This is a genomic window from Cellulomonas sp. PhB150 (assembly GCF_003755175.1).
Taxonomy (GTDB): domain Bacteria; phylum Actinomycetota; class Actinomycetes; order Actinomycetales; family Cellulomonadaceae; genus Cellulomonas.
In genome coordinates this window covers 1030998-1043560 of the sequence record NZ_RKHX01000001.1, presented here as the reverse complement: position 1 = coordinate 1043560, position 12563 = coordinate 1030998, and the positions used below count along the sequence as shown (strand labels likewise).

At 72.9% G+C, this 12563-nt stretch carries 8 protein-coding genes; 3 read left to right on the top strand and 5 right to left on the bottom strand.

Translation table 11 applies throughout. The features are described from left to right. Positions 1–36 precede the first annotated feature (36 nt). Both EDF34_RS04845 and EDF34_RS04840 read right to left on the bottom strand, forming a co-directional pair. On the bottom strand, positions 37–4635 hold the full coding sequence (locus tag EDF34_RS04845; protein ID WP_148076578.1) for an Ig-like domain repeat protein: 4599 nt from the start codon (positions 4633–4635) through the stop codon (positions 37–39). Between the two features lie 450 nt (positions 4636–5085). Then, complete coding sequence (locus tag EDF34_RS04840; protein ID WP_123370166.1) at positions 5086–6129, bottom strand: LacI family DNA-binding transcriptional regulator; 1044 nt, start codon at positions 6127–6129, stop codon at positions 5086–5088. A 253-nt stretch (positions 6130–6382) separates the two neighbouring features. Here EDF34_RS04840 and galT point away from each other — a divergent pair, with 253 nt between their 5' ends. From galT to galE, 3 genes are read left to right on the top strand one after another with little or no spacing between them, the layout of a single operon-like run. Continuing rightward, complete coding sequence (gene galT, locus EDF34_RS04835; RefSeq protein ID WP_123370687.1) at positions 6383–7585, top strand: galactose-1-phosphate uridylyltransferase; 1203 nt, start codon at positions 6383–6385, stop codon at positions 7583–7585. Beyond that, the gene (gene galK / locus EDF34_RS04830; RefSeq protein ID WP_123370165.1) at positions 7582–8811 is read left to right on the top strand and encodes a galactokinase; all 1230 of its coding nucleotides are present in this window, start codon (positions 7582–7584) and stop codon (positions 8809–8811) included. The genes galT and galK overlap by 4 nt, the downstream gene beginning before the upstream one ends. 1 nt (position 8812) lies before the next feature. Further along, a complete protein-coding gene (galE, locus tag EDF34_RS04825) occupies positions 8813–9796 on the top strand; it encodes a UDP-glucose 4-epimerase GalE (RefSeq protein WP_123370164.1) in 984 nt (327 codons plus the stop codon). Here the strand turns inward: galE and EDF34_RS04820 are convergent. Genes EDF34_RS04820 through EDF34_RS04810 form a run of 3 tightly spaced genes read right to left on the bottom strand, consistent with a single transcriptional unit; the run spans position 9793 to position 12397 of the window. Beyond that, the gene (locus tag EDF34_RS04820) at positions 9793–10671 is read right to left on the bottom strand and encodes a metal ABC transporter permease (RefSeq protein ID WP_123370686.1); all 879 of its coding nucleotides are present in this window, start codon (positions 10669–10671) and stop codon (positions 9793–9795) included. The two genes, galE and EDF34_RS04820, sit on opposite strands and share 4 nt — an antisense overlap. Positions 10672–10706: 35 nt before the next feature. Then, positions 10707–11501, bottom strand: coding sequence for a metal ABC transporter ATP-binding protein (locus tag EDF34_RS04815; protein ID WP_123370163.1), 795 nt, complete (start codon positions 11499–11501; stop codon positions 10707–10709). Then, entirely contained in the window at positions 11498–12397 is a 900-nt protein-coding gene (locus EDF34_RS04810) for a metal ABC transporter solute-binding protein, Zn/Mn family (RefSeq protein WP_123370162.1), read from the bottom strand. Before EDF34_RS04810 ends, EDF34_RS04815 begins: the two co-directional genes overlap by 4 nt. Positions 12398–12563 lie beyond the last annotated feature (166 nt).

Sequence of the window (12563 nt, the reverse complement as noted above, 5' to 3'; positions counted from 1 at the left end):
CGTCAGGACCCGGGGGCTTCGTCGTCGGTCAGCGGGTCAGCGCTTGACCTTCAGGGTCACGCTCTTCGCCGTCGCGGCCGCCGCGGAGGACGACCCGGCGTAGGACGCCTTGACCGTGTAGGTCCCCTTGGCGAGCTTCGGCAGGGTCACCGTCGCGGCCGACCTCGACAGCGACGCCGTCTTGGTCGCCACGAGCTTGGAGCCCTTGTAGACCTTCACGGTGACCTTGCCCGTCACGGTCGCCTTGGGGGAGGCCGTGACGCCGACCTTGACCTTCGCCTTCGCCTTCGACGTGACCGTCCTGGGCGAGACCGCGGCCTTCATGGTCGTCGCGCGGACCACGGAGAAGGACGTCGAGGCCGACGAGGCGCTGACGCCCGTCGTCCCGGCGTACCGAGCCGTGACCGCGTACGTGCCGGGCGTCGCCTGCGCCGGCAGCGTCACCTTGGCGGAGCCGTTGGTGAGGCGGACGGTCGTGGTGCGGACCGTCGTCGTCCCCCGCTTCACCGTGACGGTGACCGATCCTGCGGCCGCCGCACTGCCGGCGCGCGTCGAGACCGTGACGACCGGCTTGGTCTTCGTCGTGGCCTTCGTCGGGCTGACGGAGACCTTCGTGGTCGAGGTGACGACCGGGACGGTGACGACGAGCCTGACCGACGACGAGGCCGACGGCGCGACCACGGTGGCCGAGCCCGCCGCGGGCGTGAAGTCCGCCGACAAGGTGTGCGTGCCCGCCACCGGCTTCGCGATCGTGTACCGGGCGGTGCCGTCGGCCCCGACCGTGACCCGGCCGAGAAGCACCGAGCCGTCGTGGAACGCGACCGAGCCGCCTGCCACCGCACCCTGCGCGGAGGAGGTGACGCGTGCCGTGAGCACCACGGGCTTGCCCGCGACCACCGAGGTGGGCGAGGCACTCAGAGCGACCGTGCTGGCTACGCGACCGTCGAGCACGGTGACCGCGTCCGACGTGCCCTGCGCCGGGCGGAAGCCCGACGCGGTGGCCTCGGCCGCGACCGTCAGGGTCTTGCCGACCTCGGCCAGGCCCGGCGTGAACGTCGGACCGGTCGCCACGGGCGAGCCGTCCACGGACCACTCGTAGGTGAGCGACGCGTCCGCGGGGTCGGTGACGGCCGACGCGGTGAGCTGCTGGCCTGCGACGGGGCTGCCGCTGATGCGGACGGCACCGAGGTCGACCTGCAGGTCGAGGACGACCGTGTAGACCGTGGTCGTCCCGTCGACCGCGGTGACCGTGACGGTCGCCGTGTCGCCGTCACGCACCGTCGTGACCGTGGCCGAGGCGTCGGTCGGCACGCCCGCGACGACCGGTGCGCTGCCACGGTGCTCGACCGTGTAGCTCGTCGTCGCCGGGTCGAAGTCGGCGACGTCGACGCCGCCGACCGTGAGCCGGGCGAGGGACGAGACCGACGAGGCCGCCGGCGCGACGCCGTCGATCTCCGTCTCGGACACGACCAGGTGCGTCGCCGCCCGGGCCGTGAGGACGAAGCGCACCGCGTTGGCGGACACGCCGCCGAGGTCGATCGTCGCGACCGGGGCGGGCGCGGTGGTCGAGTCGGTGAGCGTCGTCAGCGTGGGCAGAGCGGTCCACTGGCCGGTGCCCGCGTCGCGGTACTCGGTCTTCACCGTGGTCGGCCAGGTCAGCGACGTGCCGTCCTTGTAGAAGTAGACGCGGGCCTGGTTGAGGATGCCCTCGTTCTTCAGCACGTAGGTCAGCGTCTCGGACGCGTCCTTGGTCCCGCTGACCCAGTTCGACCAGCCCTTGTCGGTCCGGTCGCCGTTGATCGTGCGGGTCGCCGGGTAGCCCGACTCGGTGAACGTGGCCGTCGGCGTCGACGTGAGCGCGACGTTCGTGACGCCGCCCGCCGGGCTGACGACGACGTGCAGCACGGCCGCGACGTCGGACGTCCCCGTGGCCGCCGCAGCGACGGTGCCGGGCACGGTGACGACACCCGGTGCCGCGAACGACGAGGTGCTCAGGGCGGAGAAGTCCCAGGTCACCGGCAGCGCGAACCGCGATGCGCTCGTGCCGACCTGGGCCTTGACGGTGGCAGGTGCTGCCCGCTGGACGAGCCCGAGGCTCGAGCCGGCGACCACCGTGACGGACGTCGGGTCCGTGGCGACGACGTCGCCGACCTCGACCACGGCGGTCGCCGTGATGGCGTTGCCGTAGATGTCCGTGCCGGTGCCCTGGAGGGACACCGTCCCGGCGGTGTCCCACGCGTCCGCGGGGACGTTCCAGGTGACGGGCGTCGCGACGCCCGCGCCCCAGGAGTACGTCGGGACCACGGTCGCCGGGAGGGCGGCGGCGGTGCCGACGAGGGTGCGCAGAGAGAGCGGGGCGACGCTGGGCGTGGCCGTCGCGGAGCGGAAGGTGAAGCGCTGGTTCGCGCCGCCGTTCGTCCCGTAGATCCCCACGCTCGTGCCGGCCGCAGTGGCCTGGCCGGCGACGTCGAGCGAGGACGCGGTGCTCTTGTTGATGAGCGACCACGTGGTGCCGTCCATCGTCGTCAGGTACCAGGTGGTGCTCGCCGACGAGCGGGCGTCGGCCAGCGAGGCCGTCGAGAAGCTCGTGCCGGCCGTGCTCGCGCTCAGTAAGGTGCCGTCGCCGGCGTTCTCGAGGACGAACGAGCGGCGCGCGGTCGGGTCGCCGGCCGGCGTCGTCTCGTGCGCGACCCACTGCTGCGACTTCAGTGCCGCGGCGGTCGTGGCGAGGTTGTCGATGACCAGCGTGCCGGCCGACGACTTGGCGAGCGCCTTGCTGCTCTGCACGCCCACGGCCTGGTAGGTGGCGCCGTCGACGAGCGGGTTGGCGTCCGCGGCGACCCCGGAGACGTCGGTCACGGCGAACGTGGTGACCGAGCGCGCGGGGACCGTCAGGGTCGCGGTGCGGGCCGTGCGGTCCACGGCGACCGGGGCGCCCCGGACGAGCGCGGTCGACGTGTCGTCAGCGTCGGCCGCCTGCGTCGTGACGATCGGGGTGACCGTCGCGCCGGGCGCGATGTCGCCGAACTTGGACAGGTCGAGGGTGACGACCTGCTCCTGCGTCGCGGCATTGGTGTGCACGACGTTCAGGCCCGTGCCCGCCGCGGTGACGGCCGCGGTCGAGGCGGTGTCGTTCGTCGGGACGAGCCGGTCGCCCGCCTGGATGTACTGCATGTAGTTGCGCATCGCGTCGAACTTGGAGTTCGTGACGATCGAGCAGTTCTCGACGTCGGCGACCGGGGTGCCCGCAGTGATCGCGTCGGCGACGCGGCGCTCGGACTTGAAGCCGATCGCGTCGCTCTCGCCGACGACCGCACCGGTCGCGTCGACGTAGCTGCAGTCGAAGTCGATGAAGACCGAGCCCCAGTTGAGCTTCTCGCCCTTCTGCATGTTGTAGTAGTCCTCGACCTCCTGCCACAGGACGTAGGCGTCCGGCTGGAGCTGGCGCAGGTCGTCGTTGATCTTCTGCGCGATGCCGAGGCCGCCGCTGATGCTCACGGGGTCGAAGCCCGAGCCGACGAAGTCGCCGCCCGTCTCGCTCATCCACAGCGCCTTGTCCGCGGTGATCGCGGTGTCACGCGCCTGCAGGATTCCGTTGGTGCCGTAGGAGTGGACGTTGATCTGGTCCACGTCGGCCTTGGTGGCCGCGCCGTACTGCGACCACGCCGTGTTGAAGTTGCCGGGGTTCGTCTCGTCGTTGGCGGAGACGACCGCGTCCGACGACGAGCCTCGCAGCTGCTGCGCGAGCAGCGCGATGAGGTTCTGCTGCTGACCGGCGCCCGTCCCGGGGCAGATCTGCGCGCCCTCCTGCGGCTTCTTCACGGCCGTCGTGAACGGCGTGATCCCGTCCGCCAGGCGACCGCTCGGGGTCGACCAGTAGCCGGTGCACGGCTCGTTGAACGGGTCGACCGACTGGAACGTCACGCCGTAGGTGTCCTCGAGGTGCTCGACGACGGTCGTCAGGTACTTCGCGAACTTCGTCGGGCTGTTGTTCGCGGTCGAGACCTGCTCGGCCGTCGAGCTCGCGCCGCCCGAGGTGTAGCCGGAGTTCGTCATGAAGTACGGGGGCGAGTTGGAGAAGCCCTCGAGCACGAGGTCGTCGCGCTCGCTCGCCAGCTTCTGCAGCCACCAGCGCTGGGTCGAGTCCTTGGACCAGTCGTAGCTCGCCGGGTCGTCGGGGTCCCATGCCGCGGCGAGCGCGTCGCGGTCCGCGAAGCTCGTCGTCGCCGCGCCGTACAGGCTGTCCGGGGCCGTGCTCGTGTCCGCGGCCCAGTACCCGTCGACGTCCGCGCCGAGGCGGAAGTAGTTGCCGACGTCGGACGCGCGACCGCCGCCGATGTTGTAGCGCGCCACGTTCATGTTGAGCCCGTCGGACCCGAACACCATGTCGTAGAGCTCGTCGCGCAGCTCGTCCGGGTAGCCGCCGGTCGCGTTCGCGAACCAGACGAGCGAGTTGCCCCAGCCCTCGAACGGCGCGCCCGCGTAGGCGGGGTTGGGTGTGATGGTCGTCGAGATCGCCGCCGCGGCGGGAGCTGCGCCGACGGCGAGACCCGTGACGGTCCCGCCCGTCGCGAGTGCCGCGGTGAGCGCGCCGGCGACCAGCCGCCTGCGGCGTGACTGCGATGTCACTGTCATGAACTGCCTCTCCTCGTGGGCGGGACGGGCGTCCCGCGTGACGAGCTCGTCGCGCGTGGCAGCGCGCGACGAGCCAGGTGTGGAACCCGCCGCGCGTGGCAGCGCGCGGCGGGCGGTGTGGTGCGGGTGGGGTGGTGCGGGTGGTGCGTGCAGGTCGAACCGGCCGTCGACGGGCCGGCTCGCGCGGCGAACCGGGTCGTCCTGGGCCGACGGGCCGAGAGTCCGGACGGCGTCGACGGGTGCCGCGTGTGCGTGCGGCGGCGGTGACGTCGATGTCATCGAGGGGCACTCGACCCTGAGTGGAGATCCGTACCGCGGCCGATGGTGACGTAAACATCCAGCCGCGTGAGCCACGTTTCCATGCCGCCGGGGCGACGTCAAGACGAACCAGGACACAAGATGGTCACGTCACCATGTGGGCCGCCTGTGCGGGGCCGGCGAAGACGTGCGTCAGCGCGGCGGAGGTGGGGCGGTGCTGGCGCGCTCGATGAGCGGGGCCGGGACGACGACGTTGCGGTCGACGAACGCCGACCGGCTGCGGATCTGCTCGAGCAGGAGCCGGACGAGCTCCTCGCCCACGCGCGTGAAGTCCTGCCTGACGGTCGTCAGCGGCGGCCAGAGGTGCGACGCGAGGGGGATGTCGTCGAACCCGACGACCGAGACGTCCTGCGGCACGCGGCGGCCGGCCTCGTGCAGCGCGTGCAGGAGCCCGGTCGCCATCTCGTCGTTGGCGCTGAACACGGCGGTCACCGCGGGGTCCTGCGCGAGCAGCCGCCCCGCCTCGTACCCGGACTGCGCCGACCAGTCGCCCTGCACGGGGGCGGGCACGCCGCGACCGGCCCGCTCGAGCGTGCTGCGCCACGCCTGCGCGCGCAGCTGGGCCGGGCCGGACTCGACGGGTCCGGCCAGGAGGTGCACCGTCGCGTGGCCGAGGTCGAGCAGGTGCTGCACGGCCCGGCTCGCGCCAGCGACCTGGTCCGCGCCGACCGCGGGGTGGTGGCCGACGAAGCGCGAGTCGGCCACGACGACCGGGGTGCGCGGCGGCAGCGCGAGGCTGGTGGGCGTGGCCGTCTCGGCCCGGACGATGATCAGGCCGTCGACGCTCTGGTTGCTCAGCCGCTGCAGCGCCGCGGCGACGTCGTCCGACGAGGGGGAGGCCACGTCGACGAGGTTGACGGTGTACCCCTCGCGGCGCGCGGCGTCGACGATCGCGTCGACCGTGCCGGACTCGCCGGTGCGCGCGAGGCGGTGCACGACGACGCCGATCGCGGCGAAGCTCCCGGTGCGGAGCGCCCGCGCGGCGCGGTTGGGGGCGTAGCCGAGCTGCTCCATGGCGTCGAGGACGCGCTGGCGCGTCGCCGGCAGGACGTTGCCGGCCTCGTTGGACACCCGTGAGACCGTCTGCGCGGAGACGCCGGCGAGGCGCGCGACGTCGCCGATGGACGCGCCGGGCCTGCGCGGGGCCGGAGCGCTGCTCGGCGTCGGGGTGGTCATGCCAGGACCCTAGAGCATGTTCACGTGAACACGCAGCCCTCGCCGCCCGGCCGAGAGCCACCCGGGGGCATCGTTGCAGGTGGGGGGCTTGGCGTTGACATCGCGCCGCGAGTCGTGACAATCTCCGTGGTGTTCGGATGTTGACGTTAACACGCAGGAGGTCACCGTGGCAGGCCTGAGGCGCGAGGACGCGCACGACGAGGACACGACGGTGGACGGGACGACGGGCACGCAGCGCGTCGCGCAGCCCGGCGTGCGGAACGGCACCGGCCCGCGCTTCACCTCCACGCGCCTCGCCGACGGCCGCGAGCTCGTCTACGTCGACGACACCGAGCCGTACCTCTCCGGCGCGGCGACGCGGCGGCTCGACGACCCGCGGCCGCTCGCGGACCGGTTCGCGCCGGTCGTCGGCCCCGACGGGCACACCACGCCCTTCGTCGGCCCCCAGATGCGCCGCGACCCGCTCACCGGCGAGTGGGTCCCGATGGCGTCCCACCGGATGAACCGCACCTTCCTGCCGGCGGCTGACTCCTGCCCGCTGTGCCCGGCCAAGCCCGGCGCTGCCTACAGCGACGGCGAGATCCCCGACACCGCGTACGACGTGGCCGTCTTCGAGAACCGGTTCGCGGCGCTCATGCAGGTGCCAGGCGAGTCGACAGGGGAGTCGACCGACCCCGTCGCGCTCGACGGAGAGGACCTGTGGACCGTGCGTCCCGCGGCGGGCCGCTGCGAGGTCGTCGTCTTCTCCAGCGACCACGACGCGTCGTTCGGCACGCTCCCGGTCGAGCGCGTCCGCACGATCGTCGACACCTGGGCCCAGCGCACGGAGGCGCTGTCCGTGCTGCCGGGCATCGAGCAGGTTTTCGCGTTCGAGAACCGCGGCCGGGAGATCGGCGTGACCCTGCCGCACCCGCACGGCCAGATCTACGCGCTCCCGTACGTCACCCCCCGCACGACCGCGATGCTGCGCGAGGCGCGCGCCTACCGGGACCGCACGGGCGGCTCGCTCCTGGCCGACGTGGTCGCCGCCGAGCTGCGCGCCGGCGTGCGCGTCGTGCTCGAGTCGGAGCACTGGGTCGCGTACGTGCCGGCCGCCGCCAAATGGCCGGTCGAGGTGCACCTGGCGCCGCGGCGCGACGTGCTCGACCTGCCCGGCCTGACCGACGCCGAGCGCGACGACCTCGCCGCGACCTACCTGACGCTGCTGCAGCGGCTCGACCGCTTCTTCGTCGACCCGGCCACCGGCGAGCCGATCCCGCTGCCCTACATCTCGGGCTGGCACCAGGCCGTCGTCGGCGAGGGCCGTGAGCTGGGCCGCCTGCACCTGCAGCTGTTCTCGGTGCTGCGCGCACCGGGCAAGCTCAAGTACCTCGCCGGCGTCGAGTCCGGCATGGCCGCCTGGATCAGCGACACCACCCCCGAGCGCATCGCCGCCCGTCTGCAGGAGCTCGCATGAACCAGATCCCCGCCTGGACGCACGCCGAGGGTGCCGAGCGCGCACGCGCCGCGTACCGAGCCGCGTTCGGCGACGAGCCCGCCGGCGTGTGGGCCGCGCCCGGCCGCGTCAACCTCATCGGCGAGCACACCGACTACAACGGCGGCCTGTGCCTGCCGATCGCGCTCGCGCACCACACCTACGTCGCGCTCTCCCCGGTGGGCACGCCCGACGTGACGCTGACGTCGCAGCAGGAGAGCGACGTGTGGACCCAGCCGGTCGCCGAGATCGGCCCCGGCCGGGTCGAGGGCTGGCCGGGCTACGTGGTCGGGGTGTCCTGGGCGCTCGCGCAGGAGGGCCATGCGATCGGTGGCTACCGCGCCGCCGTCGACTCGTGCGTCCCGTACGGAGCCGGGCTGTCGTCGTCCGCGGCGCTCGAGTCCGCGGTCGCGGTCGCGGTCGACGAGGCGTTCGGCCTGGGCCTGGGCGGGGACGACGAGGGGCGCCGCACGCTCGTCGCCGCGTGCATCCGCGCCGAGAACGAGGTCGCCGGGGCGAGCACGGGCGGCATGGACCAGTCCGCCGCGCTGCTCGCGCGCGACGGCACGGCGCTGCTGCTCGACATGCGCGACGGCTCCCTCACGCACATCCCGTTCGATCTCGCGGCCGACGGTCTCGCGCTCCTGGTCATCGACACCCGCGCCCCGCACCAGCTCGTCGACGGCCAGTACGGCCAGCGCCGCGCGACCTGCGAGGCGGCGGCCGCGCGGCTCGGCGTCCCGACGCTTCGGGAGGTCACGGACCTCCCGGGAGCGCTCGCGCAGCTCGACGACGTCACGCTGCCCGACGGCAGCACCGTGGCCGCCGACGTCGTCCGGCGCCGGGTCCGGCACGTGGTGACGGAGATCGGCCGCGTGGAGGAGTTCGTCGGCCTGCTGACCGCGGGCCGGGTGCGCGAGGTCGGTGCCGCGATGGACGCGTCGCACGCCTCGCTGCGCGACGACTACGAGGTCAGCTGCGCCGAGCTCGACGTGGCCGTCGAGGCCGCGCGCGCGGCCGGCGCGTACGGCGCGCGCATGACCGGCGGCGGGTTCGGCGGGTCGGCGATCGCGCTGGTCGACGCCGACCAGGTCGGAGCCGTGTCCGAGGCCGTGCGCGCCGCGTTCGCGGAGCACGGCTGGAGCGGGCCGGGATTCTTGGCAGCAACGGGAGACGGCGCGGCGAGCCGCGTCGACGAGAAGGAGTGACGTGAGCACCTGGCTGGTCACCGGCGGAGCCGGATACATCGGCGCGCACATCGTGCGGGCGTTCGTCGCGCAGGGGCTCGACGTGGTCGTCGTCGACGACCTGTCGAGCGGCCACGAGTCCTTCGTCCCCGACGGCGTGCCGTTCCTGCGCACGAGCATCCTCGACACCGCCGCGCTGACGGCCGCGCTGCGTGAGCACCACGTGGCCGGCGTCGTGCACCTGGCGGGCTTCAAGTACGCCGGCGTCAGCGTCCGGCGGCCGCTGCACACCTACGAGCAGAACGTCACCGGCACGGCCAGCGTGCTGCAGGCGATGGCCGACGCGGGCGTCAGCTCGCTCGTCTTCTCGTCGTCGGCCGCCGTCTACGGCACGCCGCACACCGACCTCGTCACCGAGGCCACCGCCACCGCGCCCGAGTCGCCGTACGGCGAGAGCAAGCTCGTCGGCGAGTGGCTGCTGCGCGACCAGGGCCGCGCGACGGCGGACTCCGAGTCGCCCCTGCGCCACACGAGCCTGCGGTACTTCAACGTCGTGGGCTCGGCCGACGAGGCCGTCGTCGACACCAGCCCGCACAACCTGTTCCCCCTCGCGCTCGAGGCCGTCGCGGCCGGGAAGACGCCGACGATCTTCGGCGACGACTACCCGACGCCCGACGGCACGTGCGTGCGCGACTACGTCCACGTGGGCGACATCGCGCTCGCGCACGTCGCCGCGGCGCAGGCGCTGGACGCCGGTAGCCCCCTGGAGCCCGCGTACAACCTGGGCAGCGGCGACGGCGTGTCGGTGCGGCAGATCATGACCGCCGTCGCGGCCGTCACCGGCCGCGACGTCGAGCCCGCGATCGCCCCGCGCCGGCCCGGTGACCCGGCGCGCATCGTCGCGTCAGGCGAGCTCGCAGCGCGCGACCTGGGCTGGCAGATGCGCCACGACCTCGTCGAGATGGTGGCCAGCGACTGGCGGGCGCGCTCGGCGGCTCGGGCTTAGGCGATCGCCCGGCGCGTCCAGCCCCGGCGCGTCCGGGAGCTCCCGACGAGCCGGCACACCAGGTAGATCACGAACGAGATCGTCGTGACGTACGGGCTGATCGGCACGTTGCCGCCCAGTGCGAGCAGGATGCCGCCGACGGCGCTGGTCACCGCGAAGGCGACGCTGAGCAGCGGCACGACGACCGGCGACGCGCTGATCCGGCTCGCGGCCGCGGCGGGGGTGATGAGCAGCGACAGGACGAGCAGCGCGCCCACCACCTGCACGGCGAGCGCGACCGCGAGACCGAGCAGCAGCATGAACGTGAACGACAGGGCGCGGGTCGGCACCCCGCGGGCGGCGGCCACGTCAGGGTCCACGCTCGCGAACGTCAGGGGCCGCCAGATGACCAGCAGCCCCGCGATGACGATCGCCGAGATGACGACCAGGAGCGAGAGCCGCGTGTCGTCGACCGCGACGATCTGCCCCGTGAGCAGGCCGAACTTGTTCGCCGCCCGCCCGGGGTAGAGGGACAGGAACAGCACGCCGAGCCCGAGCCCGAAGGGCATGAGCACACCGATGATCGAGTTCCGGTCACGCGCGCGGGTGCCCAGCAAGCCGATGACGACGGCCGCCAGCACGGACCCGAGCACTGACCCGAGCACCACGTCGATGCCGAACAGCAGGGCCGCGGCGGCGCCCGCGAACGACAGCTCGCTGATCCCGTGCACCGCGAACGCGAGGTCGCGCTGCATGACGAAGACGCCGACGAGCCCGCCGACCAGCCCGAGCACCGCGCCCGCGATGATCGAGTTGTGCACGAGCGAGAGCAGCTCGCCGTAGTTGTCGAAGTTGAACAGCCGGTTCCACCAGTCGTCCGAGCCGGCGGCGGACACCGCGGTCGGCAGTGCCGCCGAGACGATCGTCGTGATCACTCGCCCACCTCGTCGACGTGGTGGCTGTGCTCGTCGCCCCCGACGATCAGGACGCGGCCCTGGGAGTGCAGGACCTCGACCGGCGTGCCGTACAGGGCGCTGAGCTTCTCCGAGGTGAGCACGTCGTCGGGGGCGCCGATCGCGTGGCCGGCGGGGGCGAGGTAGAGCACGCGGTCGGTCCACGGCAGCACGGGGTTGATCTCGTGCGTCACGAACACGACCGCGGTGCCGGTGGCCCGCCGGGTCTCGTGGATGAGCGCGGTGACCTCGTGCTGGTGGCGCAGGTCGAGCGAGAGGAGCGGCTCGTCGCACAGCAGGATCGAGGGGCGCGTGCCGAGCGCCTGCGCGATCCGCACCCGCTGCTGCTCGCCGCCCGAGAGCATGCCGAGCGGCACGTCGGCGTAGGACGAGGCCCCCACCGCGGCGAGCAGCTCCTCCACGTGCTCGCGGTGGCTGTGCCGCCCCGGGCCCCACCGGTCGCCGTCGATCCCCATGCGGACCAGGTCGCGCGCACGCACCGGGGTCGCCGGGTCGATCAGCCGCTGCTGCGGGATGTAGCCGACGTCCTTGCTGCCGCGGCGGGCCGGCCGCCCCAGGATGCTCAGCCGTCCCCCCGTCAGCGGCTGCAGCCCGAGGATCGCGCGCAGCAGGCTGGTCTTGCCCGAGCCGTTCGGCCCGAGCACGGTGAGGAAGTCGCCGGCCTCGAGGGTCAGGTCCAGGCCGGACCAGACCGTGCGCTCGCCGTAGGCGAGGCTCGCGTCGGTGAGCTCGAGCGGGGGATGGGCGGTCACGAGGCCAGCGCGCTGCGCACCGCGTCGATGTTGGCCGTCATCCACGAGACATAGTCTCTGCCCTCGGGCATGGTCTCGGTGACAGGCACCACGGGCACGCCGGCGTCCTTCGCGGCGGACAGCACGCGCTCGGTCTCGGTGCCGGTGGTCTGGGAGTTGTACACGAGCGCGTCGACGGCGTGCGACGAGAAGAGCGCGATCGTGTCCTTGAGCGCGGCCGGCGGCACGTCGGTCTCCTCCTCGATGGCCTCCGAGAAGGCCTCGGGCGTCTTGTTCACGAGGCCCGCGTTCTCGAGCAGGTACAGCGGGACGGGCTCGGTGATCGCGACCCCCGCACCCGCGTGCTCGGCCTTGATCGCGTCCGTCTCGGCGATCAGGTCGTCGACCTTGGCCTGGAAGGCCGTGGCGTTGGCAGCGTAGGTCGCCGCGTTGTCCGCGTCGATGCTGCTCAGCTCGTCGGCGATCGTGCCGGCCAGCGCCCGCACGGTCGGGAAGTCGTACCAGACGTGCTCGTTGAGGTCGCCGCCGGTGTCCTTGCCCGAGACCTCGACCGCGTTGACGACGACGGGCTCGGTGGAGATCGCGTCGAGCATCGTGTCGACGAAGTCGTCGTACCCGCCGCCGTTCTCGACGACGAGAGCGGCCCTGGACAGGGCGAGCTGCGTCTGGGCGCTGGCCTCGTAGGAGTGCGGGTCCGCGGACGGGTCGTCGATGATCGCGGTCACGTGCACGAGGTCCCCGCCGACCTGCGCGGCGATGTCGCCGTAGACGTTGGTCGACGTGACGACCGCGACGGTCCCGGTCGCGGCGCCGCCCGGGTCGGAGTCGGAGGACGAGCACGCGGACAGCGCGAGCGCGGCCGTGGTGGCGACGACGAGGGCGAGCGACTTCTTCATGGCGACGAGGTCCTAGCGGGAGATGTGCCGGGCGGTGGGAGGCCGCGTCCGGGCACCGTAACGATAACAGTTCCCATTGACGGGACTGCGGGCCGGAGCGACGTCTCGAACCTAAACGAGAATGACTATCAAAAGCAAACAGCGGCGTGGCTCCCTCGTCTCGAGG

Excerpts from the sequence above, each read along its gene's own strand:
- galK (WP_123370165.1), top strand. The coding sequence starts at position 7,582 with ATGAACCAGATCCCCGCCTGGACGCACGCCGAGGGTGCCGAGCGCGCA.
- EDF34_RS04845 (WP_148076578.1), bottom strand. The coding sequence starts at position 4,635 with ATGACAGTGACATCGCAGTCACGCCGCAGGCGGCTGGTCGCCGGCGCG.
- EDF34_RS04840 (WP_123370166.1), bottom strand. The coding sequence starts at position 6,129 with ATGACCACCCCGACGCCGAGCAGCGCTCCGGCCCCGCGCAGGCCCGGC.
- EDF34_RS04810 (WP_123370162.1), bottom strand. The coding sequence starts at position 12,397 with ATGAAGAAGTCGCTCGCCCTCGTCGTCGCCACCACGGCCGCGCTCGCG.